General features: G+C 70.4%; 18 protein-coding genes. 13 read left to right on the top strand and 5 right to left on the bottom strand.

Going from position 1 to position 16,385, the window contains the following annotated elements; genetic code table 11:
• Positions 1-160 precede the first annotated feature (160 nt).
• The 4 genes from ACZ7L5_RS05455 (at position 161) to ACZ7L5_RS05440 (ending at position 4,173) form a co-directional block, all read left to right on the top strand.
• Positions 161-1,231 (top strand): M4 family metallopeptidase, encoded by a 1,071-nt coding sequence (locus ACZ7L5_RS05455; protein ID WP_471514630.1) that lies wholly within the window; start codon positions 161-163, stop codon positions 1,229-1,231.
• A 21-nt stretch (positions 1,232-1,252) separates the two neighbouring features.
• Positions 1,253-1,519, top strand: a complete 267-nt coding sequence (locus ACZ7L5_RS05450; protein ID WP_328427737.1) for a protealysin inhibitor emfourin — start codon at positions 1,253-1,255, stop codon at positions 1,517-1,519.
• Positions 1,520-1,588: 69 nt separating this feature from the next.
• Positions 1,589-2,923 (top strand): GH1 family beta-glucosidase, encoded by a 1,335-nt coding sequence (locus tag ACZ7L5_RS05445; protein ID WP_471514628.1) that lies wholly within the window; start codon positions 1,589-1,591, stop codon positions 2,921-2,923.
• Positions 2,920-4,173, top strand: a complete 1,254-nt coding sequence (locus ACZ7L5_RS05440) for an MFS transporter (protein WP_471514626.1) — start codon at positions 2,920-2,922, stop codon at positions 4,171-4,173. The genes ACZ7L5_RS05445 and ACZ7L5_RS05440 overlap by 4 nt, the downstream gene beginning before the upstream one ends.
• A 23-nt stretch (positions 4,174-4,196) precedes the next feature.
• Here ACZ7L5_RS05440 and ACZ7L5_RS05435 read toward each other — a convergent pair whose 3' ends face one another.
• Complete coding sequence (locus ACZ7L5_RS05435) at positions 4,197-4,592, bottom strand: peptidase inhibitor family I36 protein (protein ID WP_471514624.1); 396 nt, start codon at positions 4,590-4,592, stop codon at positions 4,197-4,199.
• Positions 4,593-4,716: 124 nt separating this feature from the next.
• A complete protein-coding gene (locus ACZ7L5_RS05430; RefSeq protein WP_471514622.1) occupies positions 4,717-5,571 on the bottom strand; it encodes an NAD-dependent epimerase/dehydratase family protein in 855 nt (284 codons plus the stop codon).
• A 119-nt stretch (positions 5,572-5,690) separates the two neighbouring features.
• Here ACZ7L5_RS05430 and ACZ7L5_RS05425 point away from each other — a divergent pair, with 119 nt between their 5' ends.
• Both ACZ7L5_RS05425 and ACZ7L5_RS05420 read left to right on the top strand, forming a co-directional pair.
• Positions 5,691-6,539 carry a helix-turn-helix transcriptional regulator gene (locus tag ACZ7L5_RS05425; protein ID WP_363038125.1) on the top strand — a complete coding sequence of 283 codons (849 nt, stop codon included), beginning with the start codon at positions 5,691-5,693 and terminating at the stop codon, positions 6,537-6,539.
• A gap of 198 nt (positions 6,540-6,737) precedes the next feature.
• Positions 6,738-7,214: a hypothetical protein gene (locus ACZ7L5_RS05420; protein WP_328427733.1), complete on the top strand. Its 477-nt coding sequence runs from the start codon at positions 6,738-6,740 to the stop codon at positions 7,212-7,214.
• Between the two features lie 87 nt (positions 7,215-7,301).
• On the opposite strand, the gene ACZ7L5_RS05415 is transcribed toward ACZ7L5_RS05420, so the two are convergent.
• Positions 7,302-7,640: a P-II family nitrogen regulator gene (locus ACZ7L5_RS05415; RefSeq protein WP_328881738.1), complete on the bottom strand. Its 339-nt coding sequence runs from the start codon at positions 7,638-7,640 to the stop codon at positions 7,302-7,304.
• Positions 7,637-8,968 carry an ammonium transporter gene (locus ACZ7L5_RS05410; RefSeq protein WP_471514619.1) on the bottom strand — a complete coding sequence of 444 codons (1,332 nt, stop codon included), beginning with the start codon at positions 8,966-8,968 and terminating at the stop codon, positions 7,637-7,639. The genes ACZ7L5_RS05415 and ACZ7L5_RS05410 overlap by 4 nt, the downstream gene beginning before the upstream one ends.
• Positions 8,969-9,133: 165 nt before the next feature.
• Here ACZ7L5_RS05410 and era point away from each other — a divergent pair, with 165 nt between their 5' ends.
• From era to ACZ7L5_RS05385, 5 genes are all read left to right on the top strand, one after another.
• Positions 9,134-10,093 carry a GTPase Era gene (era, locus tag ACZ7L5_RS05405; protein WP_471514617.1) on the top strand — a complete coding sequence of 320 codons (960 nt, stop codon included), beginning with the start codon at positions 9,134-9,136 and terminating at the stop codon, positions 10,091-10,093.
• Between the two features lie 193 nt (positions 10,094-10,286).
• A complete protein-coding gene (locus ACZ7L5_RS05400) occupies positions 10,287-11,354 on the top strand; it encodes a PhoH family protein (RefSeq protein ID WP_328881736.1) in 1,068 nt (355 codons plus the stop codon).
• 15 nt (positions 11,355-11,369) lie between these two features.
• The gene (gene ybeY, locus ACZ7L5_RS05395; protein ID WP_328881735.1) at positions 11,370-11,867 is read left to right on the top strand and encodes an rRNA maturation RNase YbeY; all 498 of its coding nucleotides are present in this window, start codon (positions 11,370-11,372) and stop codon (positions 11,865-11,867) included.
• Positions 11,864-13,171: a hemolysin family protein gene (locus tag ACZ7L5_RS05390; RefSeq protein ID WP_471514614.1), complete on the top strand. Its 1,308-nt coding sequence runs from the start codon at positions 11,864-11,866 to the stop codon at positions 13,169-13,171. Before ybeY ends, ACZ7L5_RS05390 begins: the two co-directional genes overlap by 4 nt.
• A 20-nt stretch (positions 13,172-13,191) precedes the next feature.
• Complete coding sequence (locus ACZ7L5_RS05385; protein ID WP_471514612.1) at positions 13,192-13,551, top strand: MmcQ/YjbR family DNA-binding protein; 360 nt, start codon at positions 13,192-13,194, stop codon at positions 13,549-13,551.
• An 11-nt stretch (positions 13,552-13,562) separates the two neighbouring features.
• Here the strand turns inward: ACZ7L5_RS05385 and ACZ7L5_RS05380 are convergent, their stop codons facing one another.
• Positions 13,563-15,005, bottom strand: coding sequence for an MFS transporter (locus ACZ7L5_RS05380; RefSeq protein ID WP_471514610.1), 1,443 nt, complete (start codon positions 15,003-15,005; stop codon positions 13,563-13,565).
• Positions 15,006-15,177: 172 nt separating this feature from the next.
• Between ACZ7L5_RS05380 and ACZ7L5_RS05375 the strand changes: the two genes are divergently transcribed.
• Positions 15,178-15,999, top strand: a complete 822-nt coding sequence (locus tag ACZ7L5_RS05375) for a helix-turn-helix transcriptional regulator (protein ID WP_471515805.1) — start codon at positions 15,178-15,180, stop codon at positions 15,997-15,999.
• A gap of 28 nt (positions 16,000-16,027) precedes the next feature.
• Complete coding sequence (locus tag ACZ7L5_RS05370; protein WP_328427725.1) at positions 16,028-16,381, top strand: cytidine deaminase; 354 nt, start codon at positions 16,028-16,030, stop codon at positions 16,379-16,381.
• The last annotated feature ends 4 nt before the right edge of the window (positions 16,382-16,385 follow it).

Genomic DNA, 16,385 nt, shown 5'->3' with positions numbered 1-16,385 from the left:
GTGCGGGGCGTCGTATCAGTATGCGGGACCCGGGGGACGAATAGGACAAAAAGTGCGCCATACCACTTCGTCACGGAGCGTGCTGCTCCCTATCCGCATATTTCACCAATCACGGTTGCGACTAGTGACAGCCCGCTAACGCAGTGCAATGGTGCCGGACATGACGACCAACGGGGGCTTCGAGCCCGTCTTCTGCACCGTCGTACCGCCGCACGTCCTCGACAAGCTGGCCCGGAACGACGACCCCGCACTCTCCGGCCCCGCCCGCCGGACCCTGATGCGCGACAGCGAGCTGCGCGGCAGGCGTCGCGTCACGACCGAGTTCGCCCTCGCGGCCGCCCCGGCGGAGAAGGCACCGTCGGACCAGCCGCTGCGCACCATCTACGACGCCCAGCACCGGACCTCCCTGCCCGGCACCAAGGTCCGCGGAGAGGGCGCGGACCCCGGTCAGGACGCCACGGTCAACCGCGCATACTCCGGCCTCGGCGCCACCTTCGAGCTCTTCCTCAAGGCGTACGCCCGCCACTCGATCGACGGCGACGGGCTGCCCCTGGACGCCACCGTCCACTACGACGAGAACTACAACAACGCCTTCTGGAACGGCGAGCAGATGGTGTTCGGCGACGGGGACGGCGAGATCTTCCTCGACTTCACCATCCCGATCGACGTCATCGGCCACGAGCTCAGCCACGGCGTCACCCAGTACACGGCCAACCTGACCTACTACGGCCAGCCGGGCGCCCTGAACGAGTCCATGTCGGACGTCTTCGGCGCGCTGATCAAGCAGTACACGCTCGGCCAGACCGCCGCCGAGGCCGACTGGCTGATCGGCGCGGGCCTGCTGGCGCCCAGCGTCTCCGGCAAGGCCCTGCGCTCCATGAAGGAGCCGGGCAGCGCGTACGACGACGACGTCCTCGGCAAGGACCCGCAGCCCGCGACCATGGACGACTACGTCCGCACCGGCCGCGACAACGGCGGCGTCCACATCAACTCCGGCATCCCCAACCACGCCTTCTACCTGGCCGCCACCGCGCTCGGCGGCAACGCCTGGGAGAAGGCGGGACAGGTCTGGTACGACGTCCTGACCGGCGGCGAGCTGTCGGAGCGGGCCATGTTCACCGACTTCGCCAAGCTGACCGTCAAGGCCGCCCGCGAGCGCTTCGGCGAGGGCGGCGAGGAGCTCCAGGCCGTGTCGAAGGCGTGGGAGCAGGTCGGGGTGCGGATCCAGTAAGTCCGTACTAGACAGGGACCCATGCGGATTTTGGTACGGCGCACGGGTGGATTCGCGGGCATCGAGCGGCACGCCGAGGTGGACACCTCGGGGCGGCCCGACGCCCAGGAGTGGCACGCCCTGGCCGAGCGCGCGGTCGCGTCCGGCCGGGGCACGCCCCCCGTCGGGGTTCCGGACGGCTTCAGCTACCAGATCACCGTGGACGGCAAGACGGTGTACTGCTCGGATCCCCGGCTCACGGACGAACAGCGGAAGCTGATCTCGCGAGTACTGAAGGAGGGGGCCTGACCGGCGCTCACGGAGGGCCGTAACTGCTTCTTCACGCCTGGCCGTTGACTTCCGTTACCGCTGGTACGGATGATCCGGCGCATGGCGACTGATGCGCGCGGCGCGACGAACCCGATACCTCAGTTCCCGGCCGGCTTCCTGTGGGGCGTGTCCACCTCGGCCCATCAGATCGAGGGCGCGGCGGACGAGCGCGAGCCCTCCGTGTGGGACACCTTCACGGCCGAGCCGGGCCGGGTGAAGGACGGCTCCACCGCCGCGGTGGCCTGCGACCACTACCACCGCTACCCCGAGGACGTCGCCCTGCTGGCCGAGCTGGGCGTCGACGCGTACCGCTTCTCGATCTCGTGGCCGCGGGTGAACGCGCCGAAGGGCCTCGACTTCTACGACCGTCTGGTGGACGAGCTGTGCGAGGCGGGCGTGCGGCCGGTGCCGACACTCTTCCACTGGGATCTGCCGGTCGCGCTGGACTGGCTGGAGCGGGACACGGCGGCCCGTTTCGCCGAGTACGCGGCGGTGGTCGCCGAGCGCCTGGGCGACCGGGTGAAGAAGTGGATCACTCTCAACGAGCCCGCCGAGCACACCCTGCTGGGCCACGCCCTCGGCACCCACGCCCCCGGCAGGCAGCTCCTCTTCGACGCCCTCCCCGTCGCCCACCACCAGTTGCTGGCCCACGGTCTCGCCGTACGGGCGCTGCGCGCGGCCGGCGCGAGGGACATCGGCATCGCCAACTCGCACGGGCCGACATGGCCGACGTCGCAGGAACAGGCGGACATGGAGGCGGCGGACTTCTACGACGTACTCCTCAACCGGCTGTTCGCGGACCCGCTGCTGCTCGGCCGATACCCGGACGGTATCGGCGAGTTGATGCCGGGCGACGTCGAGGCCGACCTGAAGGTCATCGCCGAGCCGCTCGACTTCTACGGCGTCAACTACTACGCGCCGACCCGCGTGGGCGCCCCGCAGGGCACCGAGATCGAGTTCGGCGGGATCAGCATGCCCGCGGAACTGCCCTTCTCCGTACGGGAGATCGAGGGCGTGCCGACGACGGACTTCGGCTGGCCGGTGGTGCCCGAGGGCCTCACCGAACTGCTCACCGGCTTCCGGGAGCGGTACGGCGACCGGCTGCCGCCCGTCGTCATCACCGAGAACGGCTGCAGTTACGAGGGCATCGACGACCAGGAGCGGATCGCCTACCTGGACGGCCACATCCGCGCGCTGCACCGGGCGGTGGAGGCGGGCGTGGACGTACGCGGGTACTTCGTCTGGTCGCTGCTCGACAACTTCGAGTGGGCCGAGGGGTACGCGCGGCGGTTCGGGCTGGTGCACACGGACTACGAGACGCTCACCAGGACTCCCAAGGCGTCCTACGGCTGGCTGCGGGACGTGCTCCGGGCCCAGAGGTGACGTCCACCCGGCCCCCGGGTGCCCTGGCCGAGCCCGTCGACCGGGTCGGCCGGGGCTGGACGGCGGCGCTGTCGCTGGCCAACGTGGCGATCTGGGTGGGCTGGTACGGACCGTTGCAGATACTGCTGGCCCAGCAGGCGGAGGACTTCGCGCCCGGCACCGGGATGTCGAAGGAGACGCTGCTGGCATGGGTGACCGGCGCGGGCGCGGTCGTGTCGCTGGCGGCGAACCCGTTCTTCGGCGCGCTGTCGGACCGCACCACGGCCCGCTGGGGTCGCCGTACGCCGTGGATCGTGGCCGGCGCGGCGGGCGGCGCGCTGTCGCTGCTGCTGCTCGCCGGGGCGGGCGGGCTGTGGGCGATGGCGGTCGCCTGGTGTCTGGTCCAGCTGACGCTGAACGCGTCCTTCGCGGCGGTGACGGCGGCGGTGCCGGACCGGGTGCCTCGGCTGCAACGGGGCGTGGTGGGCGGCTGGTTGGGGGCCGCGCAGATCCTCGGGGCGGTCGTCGGCACCGGGCTTGCGACGGCGGCGGGCGGGATCGCGGCGGGGTATGCGGCCTGCGCGGTGTTCGCGGTGGCGGGGGTGCTGCCGTACGTCCTGCGGTACCGGGATCTGCGGCTGGCGGTCACGGACCGGCCGGCGTGGTCCTGGCGTTCGTTCACACGCGGCTTCTGGCTGAGCCCGCGCCGCTACCCCGACTTCGGCTGGGCCTGGCTGACCCGCTTCCTGATCAACCTCAGCAACGCACTGGTGATCCTGTACCTCCTCTACTACCTGCGGGACCGCCTGCACCACGACGACCCCGAGCAGGGCGTCCTGATCCTCACCGCGGTGAACAGCGTGACCCTGGTGGCGACGGTCGTGGTGGGCGGCGCCTGGTCGGACCGGGTGGGCCGCCGCAAGCCGTTCGTGATGTGGTCCGGGGTGCTGATGGCGGCGGCCACGGGCCTGCTGGCCGGCTGGCAGACCTGGCCGAGCGCGATCGTCGTGGCGGCGCTGCTGGGCCTGGGCCTCGGGGTGTTCATGTCGGTCGACTTCGCGCTGATGACGGACGTCCTGCCGAAGGCCCTCGACCGCGGCAAGGACCTCGGCGTCATCAACGTGGCGAACGCCCTCCCCCAGGTGGCGGCCCCCGCCCTGGCCGCCCCGATCGTCACCCACCTCGGCGGCTACCGGGTGCTGTACCTGGTGGCGGCGGTGGCGGGGCTGGCCGGGGCGGTGCTGGTGGCACGGATCAGGGGTGTGGACTAGGGGCGGGGCGGGCGGCGATCAGCTCAGCATTCGCGGCCCCACCGTGCGCTGTGCAGGGTGACGGGGCCCTCGAAGGTCACCATGTTGGTGTCGTTCGGGTAGTGCAGGCAGCCCTTGAAGTTGCCGCCGTTCTCCGGCGTGGTGGTGAGGTTGTACCAGATGTGGTCGGCGCCCGGCCGGCGCACACCGTTGTTGACGATGGTCACCCCGTTTTCCGAGTGCAGGTCGTACAGATTCCCCTTCGACTTCCACGTCGGCTTGCCCGACGCCGTGTCGTTGTTCCACACGCAGACGTACTCCCGGGGGCAGTCCGCCGGGGCGGCCGCCGCCGAGGGCGCCGCAGCCACCCCCATGGCGGCCGTCATCAGCACTGCTGCCACACCCATGCCGGCCTTCTCGCGCAACCGTGTCTTCATCATGTCGCCCCTCCGTTTTGCGGTCACTCGGGGCAGCCGTGGTCAGTTGGGCCGCCCCCGAGTGACCCAGCATCGCGCGTGGTTCAGGGCGCCGGTCCCTGACATCTGTCAGGGAACCGGAGGCCGGTCACAGCGCTCCGGCCTCCCGGGCCGCGTAAACCGACGGAAACAGTGGCCGATACCCCAGCTCCCGCCGGATCCGCTCGGTGGACATGACCGCCAGCCACGGGTCGGGGTCCGTGCGGGCATACATCTCCTCGGGGATCTCGACCCCGTTCAGCTGATGCAACTCGACCGCCGTCACAGGCACGTCGTCGGCGATGTTGTACGCACAGCCCGCGATCCCAGGCGCGTACAGCAACCGCAGCAACCCCTGGGCGACGTCCGCATGGTGCCCCATGTGCAGCCGCTGAGTCGCCGCCCAGTCCTTGGCCCACATGAGGGACTGGGCGAGATGCGGATCCCCCTCGCCGTAGACGAAGGGGAGCCGGCCGACACGTACGTCCATGCCCTCCAGCGCGAGCAACTCCCGCTCGGCCGCCGCCTTGGACTCCGGGTAGGCACCCCACATCGCTCCGCCGGGCCGGCTCTCGTCGTCCTCGGTGAGCGGGCGGCCGCGTCCGGTGCCGTACACCAGCCCCGTGCTGACCTGCACGAAGCGCCGCACCCCGGCAGCCAGCGCGGCACGCCCCAGTTCCACGGCCGCGTCCCGGTTGACGGCCCGCGCCTCCTCGTCGGGGACCCCGCGGAAGGAGGCCGCGACGTTCACGACCGCGTCGACCCCGGCGACCGCCTTGCCGAGCGTCCCGGTGTCCCGCAGATCGCCGACCACGACCTCGGCGCCCAGCTCCGCGAACGGCTCGCCCCGCGCCTCGTCCCGCACCAGCACCCGTACCTGCTCTCCCGCCCGGGACTGCGCGAGCAGCCTCGGCACGAAGCGCCGGCCGACCTGCCCTGTCGTACCCGTCACCAACGTCAGCATGTTCTGCTCCTCTCGTCACCGACCAGCCTCGGGCCGGGCCGGCGCGGACGGGAGAGACCTGTTGATCAGGGGATCGGCAGTCCCTGGCTAAGCCGGCCGCGCTGCCGCAGGCTGGAGTGGTGAACCGAGCCGAACTCGCCGACTTCCTGCGCCGTGGCCGCGCCCGGCTGACCCCGTCGGACGTGGGACTGACCCCGGGCACCCGGCGCCGCACACCGGGCCTGCGCCGCGAGGAGGTGGCGCAGCTGGCGGGGATGTCGGTGGACTACTACACCCGGCTGGAACAGTCCCGTGGCCCGCGCCCGTCCCGCCAGATGCTGACGGCGCTGGCCCGCGCGCTGCGCCTGACCGCCGTCGAGAGCGACCACCTGTTCCACCTGGCCGGCGAGGAGCCCCCGCGCCGCGAGACGACGTCGGCGCATGTCCGGCCCGGGCTGCTGCTGATCCTGGACCGGCTGCACGACACCCCGGCCCAGGTGGTGAACGACTGCGGCGAGGTGCTCGCGCAGAACGCGATGGCCCGGGCGCTGATCGGTGATGTGATGTCCCGGCCGCGGCGCGAGCGCAATCTCGCCCGGCTCTACTTCCTGGACCCGGCCGCGCGCTCGCTCTTCCCGCAGGAGGACCTCGCGGGTCACGCGCGCGCCCATGTGGCCACCCTGCGCGCGGTGGCCGCGGCCCGTCCCGACGACCCGGAACCGGCCGCGCTGGTCGCCGAACTCCGGTCGTCCAGCGAGGAGTTCGCCCGGTTGTGGGAGGAACACGAGGTGTCGCAGCGCAACCGTGCCACCAAGCGTTTCCTGCACCCGGTGGTCGGCCTCCTGGAACTGGACTGCGAGGTCATGGTCAGTCACGAACACCACCACCTGCTGGTCGTGCACTCGGCCCGGCCCGGGACCGAGGCCTACGAGCGCCTGCAACTCCTGCGGGTAGTGGGCCTGCAGGACATGTCGCCCAGCACGGCCTGATCCGGTAGCTGACCTTCCGGTAATGGAGGCCGGAAATCACCCTTGCCGACCCTCGCCCCACGCGCATCAATGGAAACGGCGGTTCCGACGGACCGTCAGATTCAGCTCTCCACGCAGTGTGTCCGCATCCACCTGCCGAACAGTTCCCCCGCCCCCCACACAAGGAACTCCCCCACCCTTGAAAGGGACTGAATCCCCATGAGACGCATGCGCATTGGAGCAGGTGCCGCGCTGGTGGCCGGGACCCTCGCGGTCACCGGGCTGGCCTTCGCACCCGCCGCCCTCGCGGTCGCCCCCGGCTCGGCGACGATCACCGCCGACTGCGGCAGCTTCGGCGGTGGCGAGGCCACCCTCACGGCGACGCAGGACGGCACCGCCGCCACCATCACCGTCAACTCCTCCGCGATCACGGCGCCGATCGCGCTCGGCGAGGACTCCATCTCCTCGACGCTCACCCTGGTGAAGGCGAGCGGCGGCACCACCGCCTTCACCGGCACGGAGAACCCGGCGATGGCCGCCGGCGACCCCGTCCAGGTCGGCCCGCTCAGCGGCACCGTCGCCTCCGGGGACAGCCTGGAGGCCTTCGGCGGCTCGCTGACCATGACCGTCTTCGGCATCACCATCACGTGCACGGCGACCGGGCCGCAGTCGCCGGGCCCGTTCGTGTTCGACTGAGCCGCGTGACGCACTGACGCACTGACGCTCTGACGTGCTGATGTGCTGATGTGCTGAAAGGGACGCGGTCCCGGCGCTGTTACGGCTTCACAGTGCGTCGGGGCCGCGTTCGCCCGTCCGTACCCGTACGACCGTCTCGACCGGCAGCGCCCAGACCTTGCCGTCGCCGATCTTGCCGGTGTGTGCGGCCTTCACGATGGCGTCGATGACGTCCTCGGACAGCGCGTCCTCGACGACGACCTCGATGCGGACCTTCGGCACCAGGTCGACCTGGTACTCCGCGCCCCGGTACACCTCGGTGTGGCCGCGCTGCCGGCCGTACCCGCTCGCCTCGGTCACGGTCAGGCCGTGCACGCCGAGTTCCTGGAGGGCGGTCTTGACCTCGTCGAGCCGGTACGGCTTGACGATCGCGGTGATCAGCTTCATGCCTGCTTCTTGACCTTCTGCGCGGCGGGGAGGGAGGAGGAGACGGACGAGGCGAGGGACGCCGTGACCGGGGCGCCGTGCCCCAGGACCCCGTGATCGTAGGCGGTCTCGGCGTGCACCGTAAGGTCCAGGCCGGTGTGCTCCTGCTCCTCGCTCGCCCGGAAGCCCAGCACCCTGTCGATCAGCTTGGCGATGCCGTAGGTGGCGAGGAAGGCGTACGCGCCCACGGCCACGATCGCCACCGCCTGCTTGCCGAGCTGCGCGAGCCCGCCGCCGTAGAGGAGGCCCTCGGCCCCGCCGGTCATCGTGGCCGTCGCGAAGACGCCGATCAGCAGGGTGCCGATGACACCGCCGACGAGGTGGACGCCGACGACGTCCAGGGAGTCGTCGTAGTCGAACTTGAACTTCCAGCCGACGGCGTACGAGCAGACGACGCCGGCGGCGAGGCCGATGACGAGCGCGCCGAGCAGCGAGACCGAGCCGCAGGAGGGCGTGATGGCCACCAGTCCGGCGACCGCGCCGGAGGCCGCGCCCAGCGTCGTCGGGTGACCGTCGCGCTTCTGCTCGACGAAGAGCCAGCCGAGCAGGCCGGTGCAGCCGGCGGCGAGGGTGTTGAGGAAGGCGGCGGCCGCGAGGCCGTTGGCGCCGAGGGCGGAGCCGGCGTTGAAGCCGAACCAGCCGAACCACAGGAGACCGGCGCCGATCACGACCATCGGCAGGTTGTGCGGCCGCATGGCGTCCTTCTTGAACCCGAGCCGCGGACCCAGGACCAGAGCCAGCGCGAGGCCGGAGGCGCCGGAGGTGATCTCGACGGGGAGGCCGCCGGCGAAGTCGAGGGCGCCGAGCCGGTCGAGGATCCAGCCGCCGGGGCCCCAGGTCCAGTGGGCCACGGGAACGTATACGAGCAGCGCCCACACCGGCACGAACACGACCCACGCCCCGAACTTCGCCCGGTCCGCGATCGCGCCGCTGATCAGCGCGGCCGTGATGATCGCGAAGGTGAGCTGGAAGGTGGCGAAGAGGACGGTGGGGACGGTCCCCTGGACGCTATCCGGTCCGAGCCCGGCCATACCGGCGTGGTCGAGCCCGCCGATGAGGCCGCCGAGGGTGTCCTCCCCGAACGCGAGCGAGTAGCCGCAGACCAGCCACACGACGGTGACCAGGGCGATGGACACGAAGCTCATCATCAGCATGTTCAGGACGCTCTTCGTGCGGACCATGCCGCCGTAGAAGAGGGCCAGGCCCGGGGTCATCAGCAGGACGAGGGCGGTGGCGGCGAGCAGCCAGGCGGTGTCGCCGGTGTCGACGCTTGCGGCGGCGAGGGTCACGGTCGTCTCCAACGGTGCGGGGGCTCGTCAGAGGTTCACCGCTGTGCGTTTCCGGTCGTGCACGGCTGTGTTTCCGCGACGTTTCGTTGCGCGGGGGTTTCCGGAAGCTCACCGGACGGCCGGCGGTCGGTCTGTTGTGCGGCGAGGGTCTGTGGATCAGGGAGAATGGGCGCCATGAGCGTTCGCAGCCAGTCATCCGAGCCGTCCGAGGCCCCCCACCGCGCCGGCTTCGCCTGCTTCGTGGGCCGTCCCAACGCGGGCAAGTCCACCCTTACGAACGCTCTGGTCGGCCAGAAGGTGGCGATCACCGCCAACCAGCCCCAGACGACGCGGCACACGGTACGCGGGATCGTGCACCGGGAGGACGCCCAGCTGATCCTGGTCGACACCCCTGGGCTGCACAAGCCGCGCACGCTGCTCGGCGAGCGCCTCAACGACATCGTCCGTACGACCTGGGCCGAGGTCGACGTGATCGGCTTCTGTCTGCCGGCGAACGAGAAGCTCGGCCCCGGTGACCGTTTCATCGCGAAGGAGCTGGCGTCGATCAAGAAGACGCCGAAGATCGCGATCGTCACGAAGACCGACCTCGTGGACAGCAAGACGCTGGCCGAACAGCTCATCGCGATCGACCAGCTCGGCAAGGAACTCGGCTTCGAGTGGGCCGAGATCGTCCCCGTCTCCGCGGTCGGTGACCAGCAGGTGGGCCTGCTGGCCGACCTGCTGGTCCCGCTCCTGCCCGAGGGGCCGGCGCTCTACCCCGAGGGCGACCTCACCGACGAGCCCGAGCAGGTCATGATCGCGGAACTGATCCGCGAGGCCGCGCTGGAGGGCGTCCGGGACGAGCTGCCCCACTCCATCGCGGTCGTGGTGGAGGAGATGCTTCCCCGTGAGGACCGCCCCGCCGACAAGCCGCTCCTCGACATCCACGCCTTCGTCTACATCGAGCGCCCCAGCCAGAAGGGCATCATCATCGGCCCCAAGGGCAAGCGCCTCAAGGACGTCGGCATCAAGTCCCGCAAGCAGATCGAGGCCCTGCTGGGGACGCCGGTGTTCCTGGACCTGCACGTCAAGGTCGCGAAGGACTGGCAGCGCGACCCGCGCCAGCTGCGGAAGCTGGGTTTCTGAGCCGAGGGATCACTTGCGGGGGCGAAAACCCGACCCGGGGTGACGGCGGGCGTACCCGACGTGCACGGATGGGGACCGTGGGGAAAAGGCCTACGGCCTTGTCAGTCCCCCGGCGTACTCTGGAAATCGCCAGGCCGCCCACGTGGCGGGCGAGTCGTTTCGAGGAGGACGAGCAAGGCCTACGAGCCGGCCCATGACTCAGACACCCACAGCTCACACACCCGCGCAGGGGCAGGCGAGAGCACAGTTCACCGTCCCCGCCCAGCACCCCATGGTGACCGTGCTGGGGTCCGGCGACTCCCTGCTGCGCGTGATCGAGAAGGCCTTCCCGGCGGCCGACATCCACGTCCGGGGCAATGAGATCAGCGCGGTCGGCGATGCCGCTGAAGTCGCCCTCATCCAGCGCCTGTTCGACGAGATGATGCTGGTGCTCCGCACCGGACAGCCGATGACGGAGGACGCAGTGGAACGCTCGATCGCCATGCTCAGAGCGAGTGAGAACGGCGAGGGCCCGGAGGAGACCCCGGCCGAGGTCCTCACCCAGAACATCCTCTCCTCGCGCGGCCGCACGATCCGCCCCAAGACCCTCAACCAGAAGCGGTACGTCGACGCGATCGACAAGCACACGATCGTCTTCGGCATCGGCCCCGCCGGTACCGGCAAGACCTACCTCGCCATGGCGAAGGCGGTGCAGGCCCTGCAGTCCAAGCAGGTCAACCGCATCATCCTGACCCGGCCGGCGGTCGAGGCGGGCGAGCGGCTCGGCTTCCTGCCGGGCACGCTGTACGAGAAGATCGACCCGTACCTGCGTCCGCTGTACGACGCGCTGCACGACATGCTCGACCCCGACTCCATCCCCCGGCTCATGGCCGCCGGGACCATCGAGGTCGCCCCGCTCGCGTACATGCGCGGTCGTACGCTCAACGACGCCTTCATCATCCTCGACGAGGCCCAGAACACCTCGCCCGAGCAGATGAAGATGTTCCTCACCCGTCTCGGCTTCGAGTCGAAGATAGTCATCACCGGTGACGTGACCCAGGTCGACCTCCCGGACGGCACCAAGTCCGGTCTGCGGCAGGTGCAGGACATCCTGGACGGCGTCGACGACGTGCACTTCTCCCGGCTGTCGTCCCAGGATGTCGTCCGGCACAAGCTGGTCGGCCGTATCGTCGACGCGTACGAGAAGTTCGACAACACGCACGGCACCCAGAACGGCACGCACAAGGGCCGCGGCGGCAAGGCCGGGCACAAGGGGAAGTAGAGAACACGCGCGACCATGTCGATCGACGTCAACAACGAGTCCGGAACCGAGGTCGACGAGCAGGCGATCCTCGACATCGCCCGCTACGCACTCGCGCGGATGCGCATCCACCCGCTCTCCGAGCTCTCGGTGATCGTCGTGGACGCCGACGCCATGGAGCAGCTGCACATCCAGTGGATGGACCTGCCCGGCCCGACGGATGTCATGTCCTTCCCGATGGACGAGCTGCGGCCGCCCTCGAAGGACGACGACGAGCCCCCGCAGGGGCTACTCGGTGACATCGTGCTGTGCCCCGAAGTCGCCGCGAAGCAGGGGACCGAGGCACCCACGCAGCACTCCATGGACGAGGAGCTCCAGTTGCTCACCGTCCATGGCGTGCTGCACCTGCTCGGGTACGACCACGAGGAGCCCGACGAGAAGGCCGAGATGTTCGGTCTGCAGGCCGCCATCGTGGACGGCTGGCGCACGGAGAAGGGCATGACCGGCCCCTCCCCGGCCCCGACCGTGTCATGAGCCTCGCCCTCGTCTCCGGCGCGATCGCCCTGGTGATCGTCGCCTGGCTCGCCGCCTGCGCCGAGGCCGGCATTGCGCGCGTCTCCAGCTTCCGCGCCGAGGAGGCCGTACGCAGCGGCCGTCGCGGCAGCGAGAAGCTGGCGCTCGTCGCCGCCGACCCGACCCGCTATCTGAACGTGTCGCTGCTGGTGCGCGTGGCCTGCGAGATGGCCGCCGCCGCACTCGTGACGTATGCCTGCCTCCAGGAGTTCGACAGCACCACCGAGGCCCTGCTGGTCGCGATAGCGGTCATGGTGCTGGTGTCGTACGTCGCCGTCGGGGTCTCCCCGCGCACCATCGGCCGCCAGCACCCGCTGAACACGGCGACGGCGGCGGCGTACGTCCTGCTGCCGCTCGCCCGGATCATGGGGCCGATCCCCTATCTGCTGATCCTCATCGGTAACGCGCTCACCCCCGGCAAGGGCTTCCGCCGCGGCCCGTTCGCCTCCGAGGCGGAGCTGCGGGCGCTGGTCGACCTCGCCGAGAAGGAGTCGCTGATCGAGGACGAGGAGCGCCGCATGGTGCACTCCGTCTTCGAACTGGGCGACACGCTGGTCCGCGAGGTCATGGTCCCGCGCACCGACCTGGTGGTGATCGAGCGCTACAAGACCATCCGCCAGGCCCTCACCCTCGCCCTGCGCTCCGGCTTCTCCCGCATCCCCGTCGTCGGGGAGAGCGAGGACGACGTGGTCGGGATGGTGTATCTCAAGGACCTGGCCCGCAAGACGCACATCTCCCGGGAAGCGGAGAGCGAGCTGGTGTCGACGGCGATGCGGCCCGCCGTCTTCGTACCGGACACCAAGAACGCCGGTGACCTGCTGCGCGAGATGCAGAAGGAGCGCAACCACGTCGCCGTCGTCATCGACGAGTACGGCGGCACCGCCGGCATCGTCACCATCGAGGACATCCTCGAGGAGATCGTCGGCGAGATCACCGACGAGTACGACCGTGAACTGCCGCCGGTGGAGGAGCTCGGCGAGGACCGCTACCGCGTCACCGCCCGTCTGGACATCACCGACCTCGGCGAGCTGTACGGCCTCGACGAGTACGACGACGAGGACGTCGAGACGGTCGGCGGGCTGCTGGCGAAGGCACTCGGCCGCGTCCCGATCGCCGGGGCGTCGTCCCTGGTCGAGCTCCCGGACACCCGGGAACTCCGCCTGACCGCGGAGGCGGCGGCCGGCCGCCGGAACAAGATCGTGACCGTGCTCGTGGAGCCGGTGGGTCCGGTCGGGCCCCTGGGCGAGGAGACGAAGGCCGAGTGACGGAGTGAGGGAGTGACGGAGTGAACCCTCAGGAGCTGCGCGCGTTCTGCCTTTCCTTCAACGCGACCGTTGAGGACTTCCCGTTCAACCCGGACACGTCGGTCTTCAAGGTGCTGGGCAAGCTGTTCGCCCTGACGAACCTGGACGCGCGGCCCCTGACGGTCAACCTCAAGTGCGACCCGGAGGACGCGGTCCGTCTGCGCGGCGAGTATCCGGGGCTCATCGTCCCCGGCTATCACATGAACAAGCGGCACTGGAACACGGTGACCGTCGACGGCGAGCTCCCGGACCGCTTCGTCCGGGAGCTCGTCGAGGACTCGTACGACCTGGTCGTGGCCGGCCTGCCGAGAGCCGACCGGCTCCGCCTCGACCGCCCCTGAGCCGCTCGGACCTAGTCGTCCCTTGATCCGGCCGTCCGTCCGGTCCGCAGGCCGACGGCGATCAGGGCCGCCGCGGCCAGGACGATCGCCGCGTCGAGCGCCAGGACCGTGCGGGTGCCGGAGAGCAGGTCGCCGGAGGTCGTCGCGAGGACGCCAAGCAGCGGGATGCCGATCGTGATGCCGACCTGCTGGGTCGAGGTGACCAGGCCGGTGGCCAGGCCCTGCTCCTCGTCGGGGACGCCGGAGGTCACGGTCAGGCCGTAGGAGATGATCGCGCCCAGGTGGAACATGCTCGCCAGCGCGAGGGCGGCCGTGACGAGCCAGACGGACCAGGACTGCGCGTTCAGGAACAGCAGGGCGACACCGAAGGCGCCCTGGCCGGCGAGCGAGAGAACCAGAATGCGGCGGGCGCCGAGACGGCTGATGAACCTCGGGGTGAGCGAGCCGGCGATCACCGACATGACGCCCTGCACACCGAAGACCAGGCCCGTCTCCCAGGCCGACAGACCGAGCACTTCCTGCAGGTACAGGGTGAGGACGAAGACCACCGTCGACATCATCGAGAAGGTGACCAGACCGCCCAGGTTGCCCCACGCCACCGTGCGGCGGCGCAGCATGGGCAGGGAGACCAGCGGCGACTCGGTGCGGGACTCGACGACCGCGAAGGCCGCCAGGAGCGCGAGACCCGCGATCAGGGTCGCGATGACGTCGACGCGGGCGAAGCCGTCGTCGGCGGCCGTCGTGAGGGCGTAGATCAGGGACAGCAGACCGCCGGTGACGGTGATCGCGCCGGGCACGTCCAGGTGCGGGCGCTGCGGGGTGCGGGACTCGGGCAGCAGGCCGGGCGCGAGCGGCAGCACGACCAGGGCGAAGACGGCGAGCAGGCCCATCGTGGAGCGCCAGCCGAGGGCGTCGGTCAGGACGCCGCCCGCGACCACGCCGATGGTGAAGCCGAGGGACATCAGCGTCCCGGAGATGCCGAGGGCGCGGTCCCGGGCGGGGCCCTCGGCGAAGGTGGTGGTCAGCAGGGACATGCCCGTCGGGACGATGACCGCGGCACCGAGGCCCTGCAGGACCCGTCCCGCGAGGAACGACGCCGGGTCCCAGGCGAACGTCGCGAGCACCGAGGCCGCGGCGAACAGGGCGAGTCCGGTGAGGAAGAGCTTGCGGCGGCCGTACAGGTCGCCGATGCGGCCGAAGAGGAGCAGGAAGCCGCCGGACGGCAACGCGAACGCCGTCACCGCCCACTGCAGCGCCGACTGGCTCATGCCGAGGTCGGCGCCGAGGACGGGGAGGGCGACGTTCAGGACGGAGAAGTCGAGGGCGACCATGAACTGGGCCGCGCACAGGACGAACAGGACGAGTTTGTCGCGCGTCGACATCCGGGGGGACCGGGGGGTGCCGAGCGGTGGGGTGGTGGGGGCGGGAGCGGATGTGGTGGTGTCGATCGCCATGGGTAAGAGCCTGCGTGCATCGGAATAGCCGTGGGGAGCGGGAAGTTGTCCTGGTGGTGGCACCACCAGTCACCGGGATGAGGGGGATCCTTACGTGTCCGATGTGTCCGTGTCCGACGTGTCCGGTACCTCGCTGAAGAGTCATCGGCGGCGCGAGCTGCGCGAGTTCCTGATGAGCAGGCGGGCCCGGGTGACACCGGGCGAGGCCGGGCTGCCGGACGGCGGTGCGCGGCGCCGTACACCGGGGCTGCGGCGCGAGGAGGTCGCCGTGCTCGCCGGAGTGGGCGCGTCCTGGTACCAGTGGCTGGAGCAGGGGCGGGACATCTCGGTGTCGCCGCAGGTGCTGGACTCGGTGGGCCGGGTGCTGCGGCTGAGCAACGCCGAGCGGCGGCATCTGTATCTGCTGGCGGGGCTGAACCCGCCGGTCCGCGAAGTGGCGCCCGAGAAGCAGGACATGTGCGACGGGCTGCGGCGGCTGATCGACGCGTGGATGCCGTATCCGGCGCACATCATGGACCGGTACTACAACGGCGTGCTCTACAACGACGCCGCCGCGACCGTGCTCGGGATGCGGCCCGGCAAGCGGTGGAACTGCCTGATCGACTTCTTCACGGACCCGATGTACCGGTCGCGTTCGAGGAGTTGGGAGCAGAATGCCCGGACGGTCGTGGCGCAGTTCCGTGCGCTGTGCTCGGCCTCTCCCGACGACGACGGCTTCCAGTCCGTGCTGGCCGAGGCGAAGGCCTCCAGCCCGGAGTTCACCGAGCTGTGGGAGCGGCGGGACATCGAGGATGCCGGGCAGATCCGCAAGGAGCTGAACCATCCGCTCGTCGGGCTGCTGTGCATGGAGTCGAGCGTGATGCAGATGCCGGTGCGGCCCGACCTGTCGATCGTCCTGCACACGCCGCTGGACGAGGCGAACACCGCGGCGAAACTGGAGTGGCTGGCCTCCCCGGAAGGGCGGCGCGGGGCCATGTACCCCGTGGCCGGTTAGCGCGGGCGCCGCTACGTATGCTCAGGTCATGACCGACAACAGCGCGCTCGACCCCGAGGACCGCAAGATCGTCACCCTGGCACGTTCCGCACGGGCCCGCAACGGTGTGCCCGAGGGTGCGGCCGTACGGGACGAGACCGGCCGTACCTATGTCGCCGGGACGGTCGCCCTGGACTCCCTGAAGCTGAGCGCGCTGCGCACGGCGGTGGCGATGGCGGTGGCGTCGGGGGCGAAGTCGCTGGAGGCGGCAGCGGTCGTGACGGACGCCGAGGGCGCCTCGGACGAGGACCGCGCGGCGGTACGGGACCTCGGCGGCCCGCAGACGCCGGTGCTGGTGGCGGGGCCGGACGGGGCGGTACGTACGACGGTGACGGCGGGCTGAGACT

This window comes from Streptomyces sp. NPDC107528, assembly GCF_055639295.1.
Note: the sequence above shows the minus strand (reverse complement) of the source record. Positions and strands in the feature narration are given on the sequence as shown.

Coding starts and splice junctions, on each gene's coding strand:
- ACZ7L5_RS05455 (WP_471514630.1), top strand. CDS start 161: ATGACGACCAACGGGGGCTTCGAGCCCGTCTTCTGCACCGTCGTACCG.
- ACZ7L5_RS05450 (WP_328427737.1), top strand. CDS start 1,253: ATGCGGATTTTGGTACGGCGCACGGGTGGATTCGCGGGCATCGAGCGG.
- ACZ7L5_RS05445 (WP_471514628.1), top strand. CDS start 1,589: ATGATCCGGCGCATGGCGACTGATGCGCGCGGCGCGACGAACCCGATA.
- ACZ7L5_RS05435 (WP_471514624.1), bottom strand. CDS start 4,592: ATGATGAAGACACGGTTGCGCGAGAAGGCCGGCATGGGTGTGGCAGCA.
- ACZ7L5_RS05430 (WP_471514622.1), bottom strand. CDS start 5,571: ATGCTGACGTTGGTGACGGGTACGACAGGGCAGGTCGGCCGGCGCTTC.
- ACZ7L5_RS05420 (WP_328427733.1), top strand. CDS start 6,738: ATGAGACGCATGCGCATTGGAGCAGGTGCCGCGCTGGTGGCCGGGACC.
- ACZ7L5_RS05415 (WP_328881738.1), bottom strand. CDS start 7,640: ATGAAGCTGATCACCGCGATCGTCAAGCCGTACCGGCTCGACGAGGTC.
- era (WP_471514617.1), top strand. CDS start 9,134: ATGGGCGCCATGAGCGTTCGCAGCCAGTCATCCGAGCCGTCCGAGGCC.
- ACZ7L5_RS05400 (WP_328881736.1), top strand. CDS start 10,287: ATGACTCAGACACCCACAGCTCACACACCCGCGCAGGGGCAGGCGAGA.
- ybeY (WP_328881735.1), top strand. CDS start 11,370: ATGTCGATCGACGTCAACAACGAGTCCGGAACCGAGGTCGACGAGCAG.
- ACZ7L5_RS05390 (WP_471514614.1), top strand. CDS start 11,864: ATGAGCCTCGCCCTCGTCTCCGGCGCGATCGCCCTGGTGATCGTCGCC.
- ACZ7L5_RS05380 (WP_471514610.1), bottom strand. CDS start 15,005: ATGGCGATCGACACCACCACATCCGCTCCCGCCCCCACCACCCCACCG.
- ACZ7L5_RS05375 (WP_471515805.1), top strand. CDS start 15,178: ATGAGCAGGCGGGCCCGGGTGACACCGGGCGAGGCCGGGCTGCCGGAC.
- ACZ7L5_RS05370 (WP_328427725.1), top strand. CDS start 16,028: ATGACCGACAACAGCGCGCTCGACCCCGAGGACCGCAAGATCGTCACC.